The following is a 19,521-nucleotide window of genomic DNA, read 5'->3' as shown; positions in this document are numbered from 1 at the left end:
CCACCATCACGGGCATCGCGGAACGGGTGCTTCCGCGATGTCCGAGAATGGAGCGGTGGACACCGCTGCACGACTGCTGCGCCTGCTGGCGCTGCTGCAGAGCCGCCGCCAGTGGGCGGGGCACGACCTCGCCGAGCGCGTGGAGGTCAGCGCCCGCACGGTGCGGGCCGACGTGCAGCGGCTCCGGGACCTGGGCTACCCCGTCCACGCCACCTCCGGTGTCGGCGGCGGTTACCGGCTCGGTGCGGGTGCGCAGCTGCCGCCGCTGCTGCTCGACGACGAGGAGGCCGTCGCCGTGGCTCTCGCGCTGCGTTCGGCGGGGTCGGACGCGGCGATCAGCGCCCTGACCAAGCTCCACCAGGTCCTCCCGTCGAGGTTGGGTCGGCGGGTGCGGGCGTTGCAGGCCGTGAGCGCGGCGGTTCCCGGTCCTGGCGTCGACCCCGAGGTCGTCAGCGAGATCGCGCGTGCCTGCCGCGACCACGAGCGGCTGCGCTTCGACCACCGCGGTCGCGACGAGGCTGTGACGAGCCGGGAGGTGGAGCCGCACCGGTTGGTCAGCGCCGGCCGCCGCTGGTACCTCGTCGGGTGGGACCTCGCGCGGGAGGACTGGCGCACCTTCCGGGTGGACCGGATGAGCCTGCGCACCCCGGGCGGGCCTCGCTTCGAGCCGAGACCACCTCCGGAGGGAGGGTTCACCGGCCACGTCACCCGCGGCATCGCGGAGGTGCTGTGGAACTACCGGGCCGTGGTCGAAGTCCACGACTCGGCGGAGGAGATCGCCCGGCTCGTCCCGGTCGCCTGGCCCGTCACCGCGTCGGGACCGCGCAGCTGCCTGGTGGAAGCCGGGGCTGACACCCCGCACGACCTGGCCACCTACCTCGCCGCGCTCGACCGCGACTTCACAGTGGTCGACGCGCCCGAGTTGGCCGCATCGGTGGAGCGCCTGGCGCAGCGCCTCGCCGGTGCCGCCGCGCGAACCCCCGCTCGCCGGGAGCCTCCGGAGCCCGGGCACGTGGGGTGAGCATGGTAGAGAAGAGGCATGGCAGGTGGGCAGCCCCGGAAGCGGAAGGGGGAGGAGACCGAGCGCACGGCGGCGGCGAGCAAGCCGATCGCGCGCGTGCTGGTCGACGTTCCGCTGCCGGTGCACCTGGACCGCCCGTTCGACTACCGCGTTCCCGAGCGGCTCGACGCCGACGCCCGGGCCGGCTGCCGGGTGCGGGTGCGCTTCCGGGGCAAGCTCGTCGACGGTTACCTGCTGGAGCGGACCGAAACCTCCGACTTCAAGGGCAACCTCGCCTGGCTGGAGCGGGTGTCCTCGCCGGAGCCGGTGCTGACGCCGGAGATGCTCGCCCAAGTCCGGGCAGTAGCCCACCGCTACGGCGGGATGCTCGTGGACGTGCTGCGGTTGGCGATCCCACCGCGCAGCGCCGCCGCCGAGAAGTCCGCGCGCCGGGAGCCGCTGCCCGTCCCGCCACGCCCGGAAGCGCCCGCGTGGCAGCGGTATCAGCACGGTCAGTCCTTCTTGGACGCGCTGCACGCCGGTCGCCCGGCTCGCGCGGTGTGGCAGGCGCTGCCGGGTGAGGACTGGCCCGCCCGGCTCGCCGAGGCCGCCGCGACCGCGGCCGCCGGCGGCCGCGGAGCGCTGATCGTCGTCCCCGACCACCGCGACCTCGCCCGGTTGCACACCGCGTGCGCGGCGCTGCTCGGCGAGGACGTGGTCACGCTGACCGCCGAGAGCGGCCCGGCCGAGCGCTACGAGCACTGGCTGGCCGCGTTGCGCGGTGCCGCTCGGGTGGTCATCGGCACGCGCGCGGCGATGTTCGCGCCGGTCCGCGACCTGGGGCTGGCCGTGGTGTGGGACGACGGCGACGACCTGCACAGCTACCCGCAGGTGCCCTACCCGCACACCCGCGACGTGCTCACCCAGCGCGCCCACACCGCCGGCGCCGCGCTGATCGTCGGCGGGTTCGCGCGCACCGCGGAGGCGGCGCTGCTGGCCGAGTCCGGCTGGGCGCGCGAACTCGTCGCGCACCGCACCGAAGTCCGCAGCGCAGCACCGCGCGTCACCTCCATCGGCGAGGACGACACCCAGCTGGCGCGCGACCCCGCCGCCCGCGCCGCCCGGCTGCCCTCGGTCGGCTTCGAGGCAGCCCGCGCTGCGCTCAAGATCGGTGCCCCGGTGCTGGTCCAGGTGCCCCGCCGCGGCTACGTCCCCGCGCTGGCCTGCGGGGACTGCCGCGAGCGCGCCCGCTGCCGGCGGTGTTCGGGGCCGCTGGCGCTGCCCGGCGGGACCGAGGAGGGCATGCCGAAACCGGCCGCGTGCCGGTGGTGCGGCGCCGCAGAGGCCGGGTTCAAGTGTCCCCAGTGCGGATCGCGCCGGTTGCGCGCGATCGCCGTCGGCGCCGGCCGCACCGCAGAGGAGCTGGGCCGGGCGTTCCCCGGGTTCCCGGTGCGCACCTCCGGCGCGGGCGACGTCCTCGCCGAGGTGCCGGCGAAGCCCGCGCTGATCGTGTGCACGCCCGGCGCCGAACCGGTCGCCGAAGGCGGCTACGGCGCGGCGCTGCTGCTCGACGGTCGCACCATGCTCGGACGACCGGAACTGCGCGCCGCCGAGACCGCGCTGCGCAAGTGGTTCGCCGCGGCCGCGCTCGTGCGGCCCGCCTCCGAAGGCGGGCGCGTGGTGGTGATGGCCGAGTCCTCGCTGCAGCCGGTGCAGGCCCTCGTCCGCTGGGACCCCGCCTGGTACGCCGCGCAGGAACTCGCCGAACGCGCAGAACTCGGCTTCCCACCGGCCCGCCGGGTCGCCGCGGTCGACGGCACTCCCGACGCGATCGAAGCACTCTTGGACTCGGCGGAGCTGCCCGCCAGCGCCGAAGTCCTCGGTCCGGTGCCGTTGGGCGAGGTCGACGAGGACGGCAGTTCCGAGCGGGAACGCCTCATCGTCCGCGTCGACCGCTCCGAAGGCCGCGCCCTCGCCGACTCCCTGCACGCGGCCCAAGCCGTCCGCGCCGCACGCAAGGCCACGGAACTGCAGGTGCGGCTCGACCCGTTGGAGATGCTGTAGTGAGCAGGGTCTTGATGGAGACCGAACGGATGGTGCTGCGGGAGATCACCGAGGCCGACGCCGGTGAGATCTTCCGCCTGAACAACGATCCCGAGGTCATGCGCTTCATCAACGGCGGTCGGCCCACGACCTTCGACGAGGTCTGGACGCGGACCCTGCCGATGTACCTGGGCCGCTACGCCTGCTTCGGCGGCCACGGCAACTGGGCCGCCGTCGACAGCCGAAGCGGTGAGTTCCTGGGCATGTTCAAGTTCCACCCAGACACCCCGGACGAGCCCGACGTCTTCGAGCTCGGTTACCGGCTGCACCGCCGTGTGTGGGGGCGGGGCCTGGCCACTGAGGGAGCGGCGGCCCTCGTCCGCAAGGGCTTCACCGACCTCGGCCTGCGCCGCGTCTGGGCCCAGACCATGACGGTCAACACCGGGTCCCGCCGGGTCATGGAGAAGGCAGGACTCCGCTACGTCCGCACGTTCTTCACCACCTGGCCCGAAGGCCCTGTCGAAGGCTCCAAGCACGGCGACGTCGAGTACGCCCTCACCCAGCAGCAGTGGCGGGACGAGGACGTCACCACCGGGCCAGGCGCATGACCTCGGTGGTGGTGAACAACCCCGGCTCGCGCCCGCCCGCCGGTTCGACCTGGATGTGGGTGGCGAGGGTGTCCTCCAGCCACGAGTCGTAGCGGTGGCCGGTGAACCGGACGCGGTACGTCTGGAACTCCTCCGGGAGTACGAGGACGTTGCCCGTGCCGTGCGCGTCCACGAGGTCCGTGAACTGATCGGCCGGCTCGACGTCGGGCATGTCGACGGTCGAGGCGGCCACCACCACGCTGCCGCCGCGGGGCTTGTGGAGGTCGTCCAGGAAGCGGTGCAGCGTGCGGCGGGGGTGTGAAGCGAAGAACCGCTTCACGGTGCCGTACGCCGTGGCACCGCAGGCTCCGACCTGTCTGCGTTCCTCCACCTCGACCCGGTAGCCGCGGGCCTTCCAGCGCGCGACGGCCCGCACCTCCACCTCGATCGGGCTCTTCGCGTTCTTCGGCTCGTGCGTGGTTTCGGCTGGAGCAGCGAGCCTGCCTCGAAGGCCGCAGTACCGCCGCCGGTGAGCGCGATCGATCCGCCGAGGGCGACCGCGACCACTGCGCTGGTCCTCCGTCGCGGCCCACGACGTGTGTGGGGCCTGACCTCGGTCCCGTCACGGCGGAAGTACTCGCGGACGTGGGTCCTCGGGCAACCCGTCTCCTAGTGGTGGTGGGGTACCGGTCGAAGATCAGTGAAGCCGAGGTGCGGCCTGCCGCGGCGGTTCGCGTCTCGACCAGTCGATCAGAGCAGCCACCTGTGCAGGCAGTTCACGGGGCTGGAGTCGCTCGATCGGGGGTGGGGTGGACACGTCGCGCGACGTGTCCACCCCACCCCCGATCGAGCGAACCGACGCTTCGGTCAGACGCTCGGTGCAGGGGTCGGTGCCCTGTGGTGGGCGATGGCGCGGTCGAGGACGGCGACCAGGACTTCCTTGGTGGCCGGCTTGCTCCGGGCGTCGAAGTGCAGGACCGGGACGTCCCGGTCGAGGTCCAGGGCTGCGGCGATCTGGTCCGGGTGGTGGCGCGGTGCGCCGTCGACTCGTTGACGGCGACCACGAACGGGATGCCGCGGTCCTCGAAGAAGTCGAGGACCGCGAAGCTCTGACCTAGCCGCTGCGGATCGACGATGACGATCGCGCCGAGCGCGCCCAGGGCGATGCTGTCCCACATCGGCCAGAAGCGGTCCTGGCCGGGGGTTCCGAACAGGTAGAGCTTCGGCCCGCTGGGCAGGTCCAGGCGCCCGAAGTCCAGCGCCACGGTCGTGGTCGCCTTGTGCTCCACGCCCGACAGGTCGTCGACGTTCGCGCCCGCTTCGGTGAGCACCTCCTCGGTGCGCACCGGCTCCCGGTCGGTGAGCTGGGTGATCATCGTGGTCTTGCCGACTCCGAAGGTCCCGGCGATCACGACCTTCGCCGAGGTCGTCGGCCGGTCACAGGTTGCGGACATCGTTGCGCAGCCTCTCCATGAACGAAACGTCAGGCCGGTCGGTGCGCGGCGCGGCCAACCGCAGCATCCCCTGGTCGACGAGTTCGCCGACCAGGACGCGCGTCACCGAGATCGGGCACTCCAGCGCCGCGGCGATCTCCGCCAGCGACACCGGCTCCACGCACAGCTCCCGCACCGCCGCCGCGCTGAGCGACAGCCCGTGCCCATCGGTGCCGGGAATCGCGCTCAGCAGCGCCGAGACGTCCAGCTCCTCGCCGGTGCAGTCGGTGCGGCCCCCGGTGTGCACGTAGGGCCGCACCAGAGGCCCGGGTTCCTCGGCGCTCCACTCGACCATCCCGCGTCACCGCCGAACCGGGGTCGCCAGGTGCGCGCCCACGCGCGCGAGCAGCTGCTCCACCGCCGACGCGGTCAGCTCGAGGTCCGCGGTCACGGTCACGACCACCAGCAGCCCCGTGCGCTCGGCGGCCTGGTGGAGCAGCAGGTACGCCTCGTCGCTCTCGATCAGCGCGTGTCGCACCGCACCCGAGCCGGTGGCCGTGCTCGCCCCGGTCGCCGCGCTGCTGATCGAGGCGCCCAACGCGGCCAGCGCGTCGGCCTCCTCCTCGGCCATGCCCGAGAACGCGGTGGGCAGGCCGTCGGCGGAGAACAAGGTGATCCCTCGCGCGTCGGCGACCTGGCGTCTGAAGTCGTCGAGCAACCAGGTCAGGTCATCGCTGCTCACGAACGTCCCTCCTGCTGAGAACGAGCGCGCTGGATGTGGTTGAGGAACGCCACCGAACCCGACGGGCGCGCGTCGACGTCCGGACGCTGCCCCTCGTCGCGCGGGTAAGCGCTCGGCCGGTTCGTGAGCTGCGCGAGCGTCGTGCCGCGCGTGCGCTGCGGGAGATCACCGGAGTCCGCGGGCTCGGAGGCGCTGCGGGGTTCGCGCTTCATCCGGAGGGTGGCCTCACCGCTGCGCTCGGGCTGGGCGGGCACCTGCTCCTCCAGGAGGTCGGCGGGCAGCACCACCGACGCGCGCGTGCCGGTGCCCTCTCCGGGGTGCAGGCTGACCTCGATGCCGCGCCGCTGCGCCAGCCTGCTGACCACGACCACGCCCAGCCGGACGTCGTCCTGCACCGAGGTGGCGGTGAAATCCGGTGGTGCTGAGAGCATCTCGTTGATCCGCCGGCGGTCGGCGTCCTTCATGCCCAAGCCGCGGTCCTCGATCTCCACCAGCACCCGGTCGCCGGTGGTGCGCTCCACCCGGACCAGCACCGAGGAGTTCGGCGGCGAGAAGCGGGTGGCGTTGTCCATCAGCTCGGCGAGCACCCGCACCGCATCGGTCACCGCCGGCCCCTTGACCGCCACCGGCGGCACCGCGCGGACGTTGATCCTCGTGTAGTGCTCGGTCTCGCCGATCGCCGACTGCACGAGCTTGCTCAGCGGCACCGGGTCGCGCCAGCGACGTCCCGGCTTGTCCCCGGCCAGCACCCGCAGGTTCTCGATCTTGCGGCGCAACCGCGTGACCGTGCTGTCGACCTGCAGCAACCGCCGCAGCCGTTCCGGGTCCTGCTCGTCGTGCTCGGCGGCGTCGACGAGCACGATGGCCTGCTGGATGAGCGTCTGCTGCCCGCTGGCGATCGCGGCGATGGCGTTGCGGAACGCCGCGTGCGTGGACGCTTCGCCGATCGTCGCGTCGATGGTGGCGCGCTGGGAGGTCTCCATCGCCTGGGCGACTTGGCCGATCTCGTCGCGCCCGAAGTCCAGCTCGCCCAGCTCCGCGTCGACGTCGACGCGTTTGCCCTTGCGGGCGCGTTGCAGGATCGGCGGCAACAGCTCGTGGGTGCGGCGCAGCACCGCGTCCCGCAAGCCGGCCAGTCGCTGCAGGACCTGCTCGGCCAACCCGATGTTGCGGCGCGAGTACCACCAGCACAGGCCGACCGCGGCAACCGCGACCAGCACGACGGTGATCGTCCAGACGAACTTCGCGAAGCTCTGCGTCATGCCGAGCGTGACGGCGTGGTCGGACTGCGCCGTCGCCAGCGCGTTGAGCTCGCGGCCCACGGTGGCCACGTCCTCGTGCCAGGCCCGCCGCTGCTCCGGCGACATCGTGTGCACGCCGTCCGCACCGGCCGCGACCAGCTGGTCTTCGACCGCGGTCAGCCGCCGCCACGCGGGCGAGTTCGTCAGCTCGCGGTAGCGCTCGCGCACCTGCGGGGCGGCGTGGGCGCTCTCGGCGCGCAGCCGGCTGCGGTAGGTGAAGACCCGCTCAGTGAAGGCGTGGTGCGCACCGGTTCCGAAGCGCCCCGAGTCCACGGCCGAGCTGCCGATCATCGCCGCGCGCTGCATCAGGTCGGAGGCGCGCAGCAGGTTCGTGGCGGTGATGCCGTCCTGGGTGACCTGGATGTCGTGGGCCAACCGGGACTGGGTGTCGAACAGGTCGATGCCGGCGTCGATGGCGGAGTTGAAGTAGTCGACGGTCGCGCGGCGGGTGAGCTCACCGCTCTGCGCGAGCAGGCGGCGTTGCGGCAGTTCCCCCAGCCGCTGCTGCAACTGCGCGGTCTTCTCCGCGATCGGCGCGGGCGCGTAGCCGGTCAGCGACTCCAGCGTGCGGGTGAGCTCGGCGACGTTGCGGTCGGTCTCGGCGCGCGCGGCCGCCAGCCGCGCGGGCGGGATCCCCTCCCGCACCGACAGGTCCCGTTCGTGCTGCAGCGCCGCGAACCCGCGCATCGCCGGTGTGGCCGCCTCGTCGGCCGCGACCCCGATCCGCCAGACCACGAAGGATTCGACCCCCTGCGGCACCGTCGAGGACAGCAGCACGACCGACAGCAGCGCGATCGGCAGCGTCAGCGCGCGCGACAGCCGCTTCTTGATGGTCCGGTGATGAGTCTCGGCGTCCTGTGACGTCACCAGCGGAAACCCCCCTCCGGTTTCTGCGGTGTGGTGATGTCGGGACGCTAGCAGCTGATCAACGCTGCGTGTCGCGCTTTTCGCAGCGGTGTGAACGCAGGGGGCCCGTTCACACCAACCCGGCTCACGCGCCGGTCACGATCGGCATGCGGAACGGTGACGGTTCCTGGTGAGGGGCAACCGATCACGCGCCGACGCCCCGCCCGCAGACCTGCGTTCCGCGGGCGGGACCTCGGTGGTTCAGTAGCGCTGCACGTTCGGTGCGGTCGGGGCCGGGTCCTCGGTCGCGCCGTGCGGTGCCGACGTCGTGGCCGGGTCACCGTCCGAGGTGTAGCGGGAGGCGGGGTCGGCCGCGAGCTTGTCCAGCCAGGCCGTGGAACCGTAGTTCGCGTCCTCGCCGTCCGGGCCCTGCGAGCGGATGCGCGGGATGTTCGCCGGGTCGAAATCGCTGGTGAGCGGTGACGGAGCGGGATTGGAGCCCACCAGCATCACGCTGGTGTGGTGGTAGGTGACGCCGTCGGCCGAGCCGTCGGTGGCCAGCTGCTCGTCGTCGGGGTGCATGCCCAGCGGCAACGCGATCGAGTCGACCTGCAGGCCAGGCACCGCGTCGGTGATGACGCGCTGCATCCCGGCGATCTCCCGCTGCGCTTCCTCCGAGGAGACCTTGCCGAGGTTCGGGTGGTTGAGCGTGTGGTTGCCGATCTCGAAGCCGTTGTGGTGCAACCAGGTGAGGCTGCGCCGTCCGGTGGGTTCCTCGAACGGCGGGTTGAACACGTACATCGTCGCGACGGGCCGGAACCCGGGGTTCGCCTCGGCGACCGAGAGCAGGATGCCGATCGCCGACTCCGGTGGCGGGTTGCCCGCTCCGTCCACAGTGAACTGCGAGGCCGACCCGTCGTCGAAGGTCAGCACCACGGGGTGCTTGCCGGCCGGGATGTCGATCTTCCCGGCGGCGTACTCGGTGGCCGTCACGGGCACGTAGTCCTCCCGGGCCAGGCGCTCGAGCTCGGCCCGGAAATCCACCGGTGTCCGGTCGTACACGCTGGTCGGAGTGGGTGTGATCCGGTGGTACATCAGCACCGGCACGTCCCCGAGCTCGTTGGCCCCGACCGACGCCGGGTCCGGCGGTGGTGGGGGAGCGGGTGGTGCAGCGGGAGGGGCGGGAGGCGGTGGCGGAGCGGGCGCGGGGGCTGCGCTGCACGCGGTCGTCGCGAGCAACATCGCGAGAGCCGCCGCGCGAACCGGAGTCGTGGAAGGTGACATCGGAACCAACGGTATAGATCAACTTCCTCCGGAGGGATACTCCAAGTGGCCAATTGATCTAGCCCGATCCGACTGCGACAGTGGATGTCCGGCCGCGCTTCGGCGTCCGGAACTCAATTGCCAAGCAACGAAATTCGTGCACCGCGCGAGTTCGCCTAAGTCGGGGAGGCGAAACCGATGTCGGATGCTGCTTCAGCGCGCTCCCGCATCAAGGCCATCAGTACCGGTAGGAAGAAGTTCGTCGCGATCGGAGCCGGTGCCGCGCTGGTGCTGCTCTTCGGCCTCCTCCTGCTGCGAACGTTGTCCACAGAGGACGTACGAGTCACCGGTTTGGCTCAGCCGGTGAACCCGGGTGCCGAGGTGGGCATCCAGGGGGTGGACAACGCCAAGCTCACGATCGACGGCCGGGAGGTCCCTGCGCGCCAGGTCCCAGGCGGTTTGACCATGGCCACCTCCGGCCTGCCGGACGGTCGGCACGAGTTGGTCGTCGACACACCGCGGAGCATCTCCTGGCTCGGTTCAGACACCACGAGTCACCAGTTCACTGTGGACAGCACGCCGCCGGACCTCCAGGTCGACGACTCGCTGCGTCCCGAAGCCCCCAACCGCCCGGTCACCGTGACCGGCAAGGCGCACGGTGCCGACCGCGTGGAGGTCGCCGGCAAGCGGGTCTCGACCGACCCGCAAGGCGCTTTCCGCGTCGTGGTCGACAAACCGGACCGCGACGTCAAGGTCGTCGCCACCGACCTCGCGGGCAACAGGACCGAGCGCACCATGACCGTCCACGTCAAGCACCCGGGGATGCGGGCGGTGCACGTCACCGGCATGGCCTGGACCAGTTCGTCGCTGCGCGAGCCCATCCTGGAGATGGCTCGCCAGGGCAAGATCGACACCGTCGAGATCGACCTCAAGGACGAGAGCGGCGAAGTCGTCTACGACTCCGCGGTCCCGATGGCGCACCAGATCGGCGCGGTCAAGGGCTACTACAACGCCCGCGAGGTCCTCGACCAGCTGCACGGCATGGGCGTGCGCGTGGTCGGCCGGCTCGTGGCGTTCAAGGACCCGGTGCTCGGTGCCGCGTCCTGGAACGGCGGCCACCCCGAACGCGTCGTGCAGACCGCGGGTGGTTCGCCCTGGTCCAGCGGCTACGGCCAGTTCGCCTTCACCAACTTCGCCGACCCGGTGGTGCGCCAGTACAACGTCGACATCGCCGCCGAAGCCGCCCAGCTCGGCTTCGACGACGTGCTCTACGACTACGTGCGCCGCCCGGACGGCCACATCGAGCAGATGCGGATCCCGAACCTGGTCGGCACCCCGGAGGCGGCCATCGCCGACTTCCTGCGCCAAACCCAGACGGAGGTGCGCTCGCGCGGCGCGCTGCTGGGCGCTTCCGTGTTCGGCATCGCGGTCGACCGGCCGACCGAGATCGCCCAGGACATCCGGCAGATGTCCCAGTACGTCGACTACATCGCACCCATGGTCTACCCCTCGCACTGGGCGGAGGGCGAGTTCGGGGTCGCCAACCCCAACACCCAGCCCTACGACATCGTGCAGCGCTCGCTGGCGGAGTTCGCGAAGGCCGTCGAGGGCACGGACGTGCAGATCATCCCCTGGCTGCAGGACTTCAGCCTCGGAGCCTCCTACGGTCCCGGCGAAGTCGCCGCGCAGATCGACGCCGCCGGCAGCAACGGCATGAACTCCTTCCTGCTGTGGGCGCCGAACTGCCGCTACCACGAGGCGGCGCTCAAGCCGACGGGTTAGGTTGCTGAGGTCAACTTCGCAGCGGAAGCCGGCACGTCTCCTGGAACGCGTGCGCCGCCGCTCCTGGTGGGAGTGGCGCACCCGGGAGGCGTGCCGGCGCACGCGGCTCACGGCCGCGCCGCTCGCTGAACAGGGAGCGCACCAGGAGGTCCGGGACAGATGCGGTCGAGCATCCGGGTGGGGTTGAGCGCGCTCGGCGTGTGCGCGCTGGTGGTGCCGGCGGCGCAGGCGGCGTCCCCGCAGCAGGCCGAGCAGGAACCGCCCAAACGCGCTGAAGCCGTCGGGTACTGCGGCGCTGTCTCCAGCGTCGACCCCTACGCCACGCAGGTCGGGCTCGACGTGCTGCGCCGCGGCGGCACGGCTGCCGACGCGGCCGTGGCCACCGCCGCCGCGCTCGGCGTCACCGAGCCCTACTCGTCGGGCATCGGCGGTGGCGGCTACTTCGTGCACTACGACGCCTCGACCGGCGAGGTCGAGACCATCGACGGACGCGAGACCGCGCCCGCCTCCGCGCGCGAGGACATGTTCCTGGAGAACGGGCAGCCGATCCCGTTCGAGGAGGCCGTCACCAGCGGACTCGGCGTCGGCGTCCCCGGCACCCCGCAGACCTGGCAGCGCGCGCTGGAGCGCTGGGGCAGCAAGGACCTCGGCGAGGTCCTGCGCCCGGCCGAGCAGCTGGCGCGCGAGGGCTTCGTCGTCGACGAGACCTTCCGCTCGCAGACCGCCGCCAACCAGGAGCGCTTCAGCGCCTTCCCGGCCACCCGCGAGCTGTTCCTGCCCGGTGGGCAGCCGCCCGCCGTCGGCAGCGTGCACCGCAACCCCGACCTCGCCGACACCTACCGGCAGCTCGGGACCGAAGGCGTGCAGGCGCTGCACTCCGGCGACATCGGGGACGACGTCGTCAAGACCGTCACCGAGCCGCCGGTCGACCCGGCCGCCGGCAGGAACGTCCGGCCAGGCGGGATGACCGGCGCCGACCTGCGCGACTACCGGGTCCTCGACCAGGCGCCCACGCACTCCGACTACCGAGGCCTCGACGTCTACGGCATGGCGCCCTCCGGATCCGGTGGCACGACCGTCGGCGAGGCGCTCAACATCCTCGAACGCGGCGAGCTGAGGCCCGCGGACAAGACCGGCTACCTGCACCGCTACCTCGAAGCGAGCAAGCTCGGCTTCGCCGACCGCAACCGGTGGGTCGGCGACCCCGCCTACTCCGACGTGCCCACCGAACAGCTGCTCAGCGACGAGTTCGCGGCCTCCCGCGAGTGCCTGATCAGCGACGACGCGGTGATCCCCGCGCCCGCCGCGCCCGGTGACCCCGGGTCGCCGCAAGGCTGCGAGGGCGGTCGCGGCGGCGGCGAGCCCTACGAGGGCCCCCACACCACGCACCTCACGGTGGCCGACGCGCGTGGCGACATCGTGGCCTACACGCTGACGATCGAGCAGACCGGCGGCAGCGGCATCGTCGTCCCCGGCCGCGGCTTCCTGCTCAACAACGAGCTCACGGACTTCAACTTCAGGCCCGTCTCGCCCGGTGTGCCGGACCCCAACCTGCCGGAGCCGGGCAAGCGGCCGCGCAGCTCGATGAGCCCGACGATCGTGCTGCGCGACGGCGAGCCTGTGCTGGCGCTGGGCAGCCCGGGCGGCGCGACGATCATCACCACCGTGCTGCAGACGCTCACCGGCCGGGTCGACCGGGGCCAGTCGCTGGCCGAGGCGATCGCCGAACCGCGCGCCTCGCAGCGCAACAGCGCCACCACCGACGCCGAGCCCGGCTTCCTCGCGCAGCCCGAAGCGGCCAAGCTCGAAGCGCTGGGCCACCGGTTCGAATCGACCGACGAGATCGGCGCCGCCACCGGCGTCGAGCGCCTGCCCGACGGGCGCTGGATCGCGGCGGCAGAACCGCAGCGCCGAGGCGGCGGAGCCGCCGCCGTCCTCATCCCCACCCCCTGACCGAGCGACGCCCCGGTCGCGCGGGATGTCGTTCACCCGCGAACGACATCCCGCGCGTCGCCACCACTCCCGCCCCGACACGAGACGTCGAGGTGGACGGCCGGGTGTGTTGGTGCTGGTCAGGGCGTTTGCTGTTCGAACTTCGGCGCGACATTAGGAGGCGATCTTCGGGCCCGAGGTTGCGCGCGAAGTAGCGCCGTCGTGCCTCCACCGAACGGGATGGGAGGTGTCGTGACTTGGGGTGCTCGGCCGCAACGTGTCCCCGGATCCGGGTGCTGTCGCGTGAGGTGTCGTCACCCCGCGACCGATGTTTCACGCGCTGAGCACGGCTCTCCTGCCCCGACATGAGACGTCGAGGTGGACGGCCGGGTGTGTTGGTGCTGGACAGCGCTGTTTCGACTTCGCGTGACATTGCGAGGCGATCTTCGGGCCCGAGGTTGCGCGCGAAGTAACGCCGTCCTGCCTCCACCGAACCGAAGGAGCCGGGGGATGCCGTGACTTGGGGTGCTCGGCCGCAAGACGTCCCCGGACCTGGTGGTGTCGCGCGAGGTACCGGTCCCGGTGGTGTCGCCCGAGGGTGTCGCGTGAGGTGACTTCGACTCCGTGAACGGCATGTGCGCGTGGCCCGGCTCGCTCCCCTGTCCCGACGCGAGGCGTCCAGGTGGACGGCCGGGTGTGTTGGTGCTGGACAGCGCTGTTTCGACTTCGCGTGACAGTGCGAGGCGATCTTCGGGCCCGAGATCGCGCGCGAAAGTCCCGCCGTCAACGAGCCGGGGGTGCCTTGACTTGGGGTGCTTGGCCGCAAACGCGTCCTCGGGCCTTGGTGGTGTCGTGCGAGTGTCGGTCCTGGGTGGTGTCGTGCGAGGTGTCGGTCCCCGGTGTCGCGCGGCATGGCGTGGGGTCCGCGCACGGCCTTGTGCGCGTGGGGCCCGGCTCTCCTGTTCCGACACGCGGGGTCCAGGGGGATGGCCGGGTGTGTTGGTGCTGGTCGGGTGTTGCTGTGCGAAGTTCTCGCGAAGTTGTGTCGGCTCGACAGGTCGCGCGGGGTTCTGTTCGCGGGGGTGGGCCCCGCGGGGCGTGGGGTGGGGTGGTTGGTGATCGAGGGGTGGGGTGCGGCGGTGAGTGGGGGTGTGCTGGTCGGCGACTAGACTCGTCGGGTCGTAGTCGACGTTTCAGGGAGACCAGGTGACCGTCCAGCCGATCAGACTCTTCGGCGACCCCGTCCTGCGCACGAAGGCCGACGAGGTGGTCGACTTCGACAAGGAGCTGCGCACCCTCGTCAAGGACCTCTGGGACACCATGGAGGACCAGGGCGGCGCCGGCCTGGCCGCACCGCAGCTGGGCGTGAGCCTGCGCGTGTTCACCTACCACTGCGACGGCTTCGCCGGGCACCTCATCAACCCCACCTGGACCGCGGTCGGCGACACCGACCAGCTCGGACCCGAGGGCTGCCTGTCCATCCCCGGGATGTCCTGGGACTGCCTGCGCTCCCAGCACGTCGTCGCGCGCGGCTGGAACGCGCACGGTGAACCCGTCGAGGTCGAGGGCACCGACCTGCTGGCGCGCTGCATCCAGCACGAGACCGACCACCTGGACGGCGTGCTGTTCCTGGACCGCCTCGACGAGGAGACCCGCAAGGCCGCCATGCGCGAGATCCGGCAGGCCCCCTGGTTCGACGGCACCGTCCCCGTCATGAAGCAGAACCCGCACCCGCTGTTCGGAGGCCGCTGACCATGCGCGTGGTCTTCGCCGGAACACCCGCGGCCGCCGTGCCCGCGCTGCGAGCGCTGGTCGACTCCGACCGGCACGAGGTCGCCGCCGTCGTCACCCGCCCCGACGCGCCCGCCGGGCGCGGCCGCAAGCTCGTGCGCTCGCCGGTCGGCGCGCTCGCCGACGAGCACGGCATCGAAGTCCTCACGCCCGCCAAGGCCTCCGACCCGGAGTTCCTGGCGCGGTTGCGCGAGATCGGGCCCGACTGCTGCCCGGTCGTCGCCTACGGCGCGCTGTTGCGGGAGGAAGCGCTGTCGATCCCGCAGCACGGGTGGATCAACCTGCACTTCTCGCTGCTGCCCGCCTGGCGCGGGGCCGCGCCTGTGCAGGCCGCGATCCGCCACGGCGACGAGATCACCGGTGCGAGCACCTTCCGCATCGTCCGCGAGCTCGACGCCGGTCCGGTCTTCGGCGTGGTCACCGAGGAGATCCTCCCCACCGACACGGCCGGTGACCTGCTCGAACGCCTCTCGGTCTCGGGTGCCGGTCTGATGACCGCCACGCTCGACGGCGTCGAGGACGGCACGGTGCGCGCCGAGGAGCAGCCCACCGACGGGGTCAGCTACGCGCCGAAGGTCACCGTGGAGGACGCCAAGGTCGACTTCACCGAGCCGGCCCCAGCCGTCGACCGCCTCATCCGCGCCGTCACCCCGGACCCCGGGGCGTGGGCGTGGCTGGGGGAGGAGCGTTTCAAGCTCGGTCCCGTCACCGTCACCGAGGAGAAGCTGCGGCCCGGCGAGATCGAGGTCCAGAAGCGCCGCGTCCTCGTCGGCACCGGCACCACCGCCGTCGCGCTCGGCGAGGTGCAGGCCGCGGGCAAGAAGCGCATGGCCGCCACCGACTGGGCGCGCGGAACACGCCTCGAGCAAGGAGAAGAGCTCCAGTGAACGAACGCCGCCGACGGCCCAACCGCCCGTCGAAGGCACGCCCGCCGCAGCGCAAGGGCACCCCGCGACCGGTGGACGTCGACCCGGTGCGGCTGGTGGCGGTGGAGACGTTGCGCGCCGTCCGCGAGCGCGACGCCTACGCGAACCTCGCGCTGCCGCCGCTGCTCAAGCAGCGCCGCCTCTCCGGTCGCGACGCGGCGCTGGCCACCGAGCTCACCTACGGCGCCTGCCGGGCGCAGGGGCTGCTGGATGCGGTGATCGGCGAGTGCAGCACGCGCCCGCTGTCCGAGGTGGACCCGAAGGTGCTCGACGCGCTGCGCGTCGGGGTGTACCAGGTCCTGCGCACCCGGATCCCCGCGCACGCCGCCGTCGCCTCCACTGTGGACATCGTGCGGTTCGAGAACGGTTCGAAGCTCTCCGGTTTCGCCAACGCCGTGCTTCGGCGGGCGGCCGAGAAGGACGAGCAGGAGTGGGTCGACCAGCTCGCTCCGGACCGCACGGCCGACCCCGTCGGCTACCTGGCGATGAAGCACGCGCACCCGAAGTGGATCGCGCAGGCCTTCGCCGACGCCCTCGGCCTCGACGAGCTCGAAGCGGCGCTGGCCGCCGACGACGCGCGCCCGGCGGTGCACCTGACCGCGCGGCCGGGCGAGATCAGCGCCGACGAGCTCGCCGCCATCACCGGTGGCGACCCGGCGCCCTACTCGCCCTACGGCGTGCGGCTGGAAGCCGGCGCCGGTGACCCCGGCGAGCTGGAACCGGTGCACGAGGGATTCGCCTCCGTGCAGGACGAGGGCAGCCAGCTGGTCACCCTCGCCCTCACCCAACCCGAGGTCGAGGGCTCCGACCTGCGCTGGCTCGACCTGTGCGCCGGTCCCGGCGGCAAGGCCGGACTGCTGGGCGCGCTGATCACCCTCGACGGCGGCACGCTCGACGCCGTCGAGCAGGCACCGCACCGCGCGGACCTCGTTCGCTCGGCCACCGAGGGCTTGTCGGTCACCGTGCACACCGTCGACGGGCGGGAAACCGGCCTGAAGCCCGGCTACGACCGCGTCCTGGTGGACGCGCCGTGCACCGGCCTCGGCGCCTTGCGCCGGCGTCCCGAAGCCCGCTGGCGGCGCCAGCCCGGCGACGTCGGCGAACTGGCCAAGCTGCAGCGCGAACTGCTCACCTCCGCGATCGAGCTGACCCGCCGAGGCGGTGTCGTCGGGTACGTCGTGTGCTCGCCGCACCTGCCCGAGACCGAAGGCGTGGTGGCCGACGTCGTGCGCCGCACCGGCGTCACCCAGCTCGACGCGCGCGAGCACTTCCCGGACGTGCCGGACCTCGGGGACGGGCCCGGGGTGCAGCTGTGGCCGCACAAGCACGGCACGGACGCCATGTTCTGCGCCCTGTTCCGGGTCTGATCGAGGGAGGCCACGTGAACTACCGGGAGTGGTTGGCGGTCGCCGTCGAGGAGGCCGAAGCGGGCCTCAACTCGGGCGGCATCCCCATCGGCGCCGCGCTCATCGGCCCGGACGGTGGAGTGCTCGGGCGCGGGCACAACCGGCGGGTGCAGGACGACGACCCGTCGGTGCACGGTGAGACCGCGGCCTTCCGCAACGCTGGGCGGCAGCGCTCCTACACCGGCACGACCATGGTCACCACGCTGTCACCGTGCTGGTACTGCAGCGGCCTGATCAGGCAGTTCGGCATCGGCCGGGTCGTCATCGGGGAAGCGCGCAACTTCCACGGCGGTCACGACTGGCTCGCCGAGCACGGCGTCGACGTGGTCGTCCTCGACGACCCCGGCTGCGTGCGGATGATGGCCGACTTCATCACCGCGCACCCCCGCCTGTGGTACGAGGACATCGGCGAGGACGGCTGAGCGGTCCGGCGGGAACAACCGGCCCGCGGTGGCGGTTTGCCCGAACAGGCGACGAATTCGAAGGTGGTCCCATGTCCTCCACTCCGGTCGAAGTGACCCGCACCGGCGAGCACACGTTCACCGCGACCAACGCCCGCGGCGCCGAGGTCGCCGTGGGCCGGGACGGAGCCCCCGGCGCGTTCACCCCCGGTGAGCTGCTGCTGGCGGCTGTGGCCGCGTGCTCGGCGATCACCAGCGAGAACCTCTTCGTCCGGCGCATCGGCGAGGACGCCAGGCTCGTCGCCCACGCCGACCGCACGAAGGACACCGAGGACGAGCACAAGTTCGCCGAGATCCAGGTGTCCCTGGAAGCGGAGCTGGACGGCGTGCAGGACCGCGACAAGCTCCTCGACGCCGTCCAGCGGGCCGTCGAGAAGTACTGCACCGTCAGCCGCTCCGTCGAGGAGTCCACCCCCATCATCCTCACCCTCCCGCGCTGACCGGCCCGCCAGGGGTTCGGACGCGCAGGCGAATTTCGGCAGCTGCGGGTCACCGGCGGCGCCGCGCGTCGTAAGGTGCTCGGACGTCCGAACAGGTCGGCGACGAGCAGGAGGCAGTCAGGTGGTTGAGGACACCGCAGCGGCCCAGAGGTCCGGGTTGCGCCGGGCGCTCTCGGGACGCCAGGTCGGCATGATCGCCATCGGCGGTGCGATCGGGACGGGGCTGTTCCTCGGCTCCGGTCTGGCGATCTCGACCGCCGGCCCCGCGGTGATCATCGCCTACGCCGTGGCCGCCTTCGCCGCGCTGGCGCTGGCCTACGCGCTGGCCGAGATGATCGTCGTGCACCCGGAGGCCGGCGGCTTCGGCGCGGTCATCCGCGAGTACCTCGGCGGTCTGCCGGGCTTCGTCTCCCGCTGGATGTACTGGGCGGCGCAGGTGGTCAACATCGGCAGCGAGGTCATCGCCGCCGGGCTCTACCTGCAGTTCTGGTACCCGCAGATGCCGCTGTGGGTACCGGTGGTCGGCTTCTCGGTGGTCATGCTGGCGGTCAACCTCGCCGCGGTGCGCTTCTTCGGCGAGTTCGAGTACTGGTTCGCCATGGTCAAGGTCGTCACCATCGTGGTGTTCGTGGTCCTCGGCGTCGTCTACATCGTCTTCGGGCTGCCCGGTCACGAACCCGCCGGCGTGGGCGCGCTGACCGAGCACGGCGGCTTCCTGCCCAACGGCCTCGGAGCGGTGTGGCTGGCGCTGACCGTGGTCACCTTCTCCTACCTGGGCACCGAGGCGGTCTCGATGACCGCCGCCGAGTCCCGCGACCCGGGCCGCGACGTTCCGCGCGCCGCGCGCAGCACCGTGCTGCGGCTCGCGCTGTTCTACGTGATGGGCATGCTCGTGGTCGTCTCGATCCTGCCGTGGAACGAGGTCTCCGGCTCCGACGACATCACGCAGAGCCCGTTCGTGCGCCTGTTCAGCATGGTCGGCATCCCCGCAGCGGCCGGGGTCATGAACTTCGTGGTGCTCACCGCGGCGCTCTCGGCGATGAACACGAACCTCTACCTGTCCGCGCGCATGACGCACTCGCTCGCGCTCGACGGCTACGCCCCGCGGTGGTTCGCCAAGGTCAGCAGCAACGGCGTGCCGCGCCGGGCGCTCGTGCTGTCGGCGGCGGGCCTGGCGCTGGCCGCCGCGCTCGCGGTGTTCACCGAGGAGAGCGCGTTCCCGATGCTCGTCGGCCTGGCGCTGTTCGCGGCGCTGCTGGTGTGGGTGCTGATCTTCGCCGCGCACCTGGCGTTCCGCCGTCGCCGCGCCGCGCAGGGCCTCGAACCCTCCGCGGTGCAGCTGCCCGGCGCGCCGGTGACCACGGTGCTGGCGATGCTGTTCGTCGCGGCGGTGCTGCTGACGACCCCGTTCACCGAGCAGTTCACCACCGCGTGGAAGGCCGGCGTGCCCTTCCTCGTGCTGCTGTCGATCGCCTACTACGTGATCAACCGCAGGCAGCGGGCTTGACCGAGAAAGGTGTGCCCCCGGAGCGCAGCCGCCCCGGGGGCGCGCTGCTCGGAGGAGGGCG

16 protein-coding genes and 1 pseudogene are annotated in these 19,521 nt (G+C 72.0%); 11 read left to right on the top strand and 6 right to left on the bottom strand.

Features of this window, described 5'->3' with window-relative positions; genetic code table 11:
* Positions 1–37: 37 nt before the first annotated feature.
* The 3 genes from EIL87_RS07855 to EIL87_RS07845 are packed head-to-tail and all read left to right on the top strand — an operon-like array spanning position 38 to position 3,651.
* Positions 38–1,021 (top strand): helix-turn-helix transcriptional regulator, encoded by a 984-nt coding sequence (locus EIL87_RS07855; protein WP_125089507.1) that lies wholly within the window; start codon positions 38–40, stop codon positions 1,019–1,021.
* A gap of 18 nt (positions 1,022–1,039) precedes the next feature.
* Positions 1,040–3,064 carry a primosomal protein N' gene (locus tag EIL87_RS07850; RefSeq protein WP_158628606.1) on the top strand — a complete coding sequence of 675 codons (2,025 nt, stop codon included), beginning with the start codon at positions 1,040–1,042 and terminating at the stop codon, positions 3,062–3,064.
* A 14-nt stretch (positions 3,065–3,078) separates the two neighbouring features.
* Positions 3,079–3,651, top strand: coding sequence for a GNAT family N-acetyltransferase (locus EIL87_RS07845; RefSeq protein ID WP_125089506.1), 573 nt, complete (start codon positions 3,079–3,081; stop codon positions 3,649–3,651).
* On the opposite strand, the gene EIL87_RS07840 is transcribed toward EIL87_RS07845, so the two are convergent.
* The 6 genes and pseudogenes from EIL87_RS07840 to EIL87_RS07815 all read right to left on the bottom strand — a co-directional run bounded on the left by EIL87_RS07840 (position 3,629) and on the right by EIL87_RS07815 (position 9,194).
* Entirely contained in the window at positions 3,629–4,066 is a 438-nt protein-coding gene (locus EIL87_RS07840) for a hypothetical protein (RefSeq protein ID WP_125089505.1), read from the bottom strand. The two genes, EIL87_RS07845 and EIL87_RS07840, sit on opposite strands and share 23 nt — an antisense overlap.
* 431 nt (positions 4,067–4,497) lie before the next feature.
* Positions 4,498–5,084: pseudogene (locus tag EIL87_RS07835) on the bottom strand (GTP-binding protein).
* Positions 5,068–5,418, bottom strand: a complete 351-nt coding sequence (locus EIL87_RS07830) for a DUF742 domain-containing protein (protein ID WP_125089504.1) — start codon at positions 5,416–5,418, stop codon at positions 5,068–5,070. The pseudogene EIL87_RS07835 and the gene EIL87_RS07830 overlap by 17 nt, the downstream one beginning before the upstream one ends.
* 6 nt (positions 5,419–5,424) lie before the next feature.
* Complete coding sequence (locus EIL87_RS07825; RefSeq protein WP_125089503.1) at positions 5,425–5,805, bottom strand: roadblock/LC7 domain-containing protein; 381 nt, start codon at positions 5,803–5,805, stop codon at positions 5,425–5,427.
* Positions 5,802–7,973: a sensor histidine kinase gene (locus tag EIL87_RS07820; RefSeq protein WP_125089502.1), complete on the bottom strand. Its 2,172-nt coding sequence runs from the start codon at positions 7,971–7,973 to the stop codon at positions 5,802–5,804. The genes EIL87_RS07825 and EIL87_RS07820 overlap by 4 nt, the downstream gene beginning before the upstream one ends.
* Positions 7,974–8,213: 240 nt before the next feature.
* Positions 8,214–9,194, bottom strand: a complete 981-nt coding sequence (locus EIL87_RS07815; protein WP_199740304.1) for a polysaccharide deacetylase family protein — start codon at positions 9,192–9,194, stop codon at positions 8,214–8,216.
* A gap of 219 nt (positions 9,195–9,413) precedes the next feature.
* Here EIL87_RS07815 and EIL87_RS07810 point away from each other — a divergent pair, with 219 nt between their 5' ends.
* The 8 genes from EIL87_RS07810 (at position 9,414) to EIL87_RS07775 (ending at position 19,460) form a co-directional block, all read left to right on the top strand.
* On the top strand, positions 9,414–10,997 hold the full coding sequence (locus EIL87_RS07810) for a putative glycoside hydrolase (RefSeq protein ID WP_125089500.1): 1,584 nt from the start codon (positions 9,414–9,416) through the stop codon (positions 10,995–10,997).
* Between the two features lie 159 nt (positions 10,998–11,156).
* Positions 11,157–12,950 (top strand): gamma-glutamyltransferase, encoded by a 1,794-nt coding sequence (gene ggt, locus EIL87_RS07805; protein ID WP_125089499.1) that lies wholly within the window; start codon positions 11,157–11,159, stop codon positions 12,948–12,950.
* Between the two features lie 1,185 nt (positions 12,951–14,135).
* A complete protein-coding gene (gene def, locus EIL87_RS07800; protein WP_125089498.1) occupies positions 14,136–14,681 on the top strand; it encodes a peptide deformylase in 546 nt (181 codons plus the stop codon).
* Positions 14,682–14,683: 2 nt separating this feature from the next.
* Positions 14,684–15,607: a methionyl-tRNA formyltransferase gene (gene fmt, locus EIL87_RS07795; RefSeq protein ID WP_125089497.1), complete on the top strand. Its 924-nt coding sequence runs from the start codon at positions 14,684–14,686 to the stop codon at positions 15,605–15,607.
* Entirely contained in the window at positions 15,604–17,013 is a 1,410-nt protein-coding gene (locus EIL87_RS07790) for an RsmB/NOP family class I SAM-dependent RNA methyltransferase (protein WP_125089496.1), read from the top strand. Before fmt ends, EIL87_RS07790 begins: the two co-directional genes overlap by 4 nt.
* A 14-nt stretch (positions 17,014–17,027) precedes the next feature.
* Positions 17,028–17,474, top strand: coding sequence for a nucleoside deaminase (locus EIL87_RS07785; RefSeq protein WP_199740303.1), 447 nt, complete (start codon positions 17,028–17,030; stop codon positions 17,472–17,474).
* A gap of 71 nt (positions 17,475–17,545) precedes the next feature.
* Positions 17,546–17,953 carry an OsmC family protein gene (locus EIL87_RS07780; RefSeq protein ID WP_125089495.1) on the top strand — a complete coding sequence of 136 codons (408 nt, stop codon included), beginning with the start codon at positions 17,546–17,548 and terminating at the stop codon, positions 17,951–17,953.
* A 121-nt stretch (positions 17,954–18,074) separates the two neighbouring features.
* Complete coding sequence (locus EIL87_RS07775) at positions 18,075–19,460, top strand: amino acid permease (RefSeq protein ID WP_125089494.1); 1,386 nt, start codon at positions 18,075–18,077, stop codon at positions 19,458–19,460.
* The last annotated feature ends 61 nt before the right edge of the window (positions 19,461–19,521 follow it).

Origin of the sequence: Saccharopolyspora rhizosphaerae, assembly GCF_003931915.1 — a bacterium.
Classification (GTDB): Bacteria; Actinomycetota; Actinomycetes; order Mycobacteriales; family Pseudonocardiaceae; genus Saccharopolyspora; species Saccharopolyspora rhizosphaerae.
Note: the sequence above shows the minus strand (reverse complement) of the source record. Positions and strands in the feature narration are given on the sequence as shown.

Excerpts from the sequence above, each read along its gene's own strand:
- EIL87_RS07855 (WP_125089507.1), top strand. The coding sequence starts at position 38 with ATGTCCGAGAATGGAGCGGTGGACACCGCTGCACGACTGCTGCGCCTG.
- EIL87_RS07850 (WP_158628606.1), top strand. The coding sequence starts at position 1,040 with ATGGCAGGTGGGCAGCCCCGGAAGCGGAAGGGGGAGGAGACCGAGCGC.
- EIL87_RS07845 (WP_125089506.1), top strand. The coding sequence starts at position 3,079 with ATGGAGACCGAACGGATGGTGCTGCGGGAGATCACCGAGGCCGACGCC.
- EIL87_RS07830 (WP_125089504.1), bottom strand. The coding sequence starts at position 5,418 with ATGGTCGAGTGGAGCGCCGAGGAACCCGGGCCTCTGGTGCGGCCCTAC.
- EIL87_RS07815 (WP_199740304.1), bottom strand. The coding sequence starts at position 9,194 with ATGTTGCTCGCGACGACCGCGTGCAGCGCAGCCCCCGCGCCCGCTCCG.
- EIL87_RS07810 (WP_125089500.1), top strand. The coding sequence starts at position 9,414 with ATGTCGGATGCTGCTTCAGCGCGCTCCCGCATCAAGGCCATCAGTACC.
- ggt (WP_125089499.1), top strand. The coding sequence starts at position 11,157 with ATGCGGTCGAGCATCCGGGTGGGGTTGAGCGCGCTCGGCGTGTGCGCG.
- fmt (WP_125089497.1), top strand. The coding sequence starts at position 14,684 with ATGCGCGTGGTCTTCGCCGGAACACCCGCGGCCGCCGTGCCCGCGCTG.
- EIL87_RS07780 (WP_125089495.1), top strand. The coding sequence starts at position 17,546 with ATGTCCTCCACTCCGGTCGAAGTGACCCGCACCGGCGAGCACACGTTC.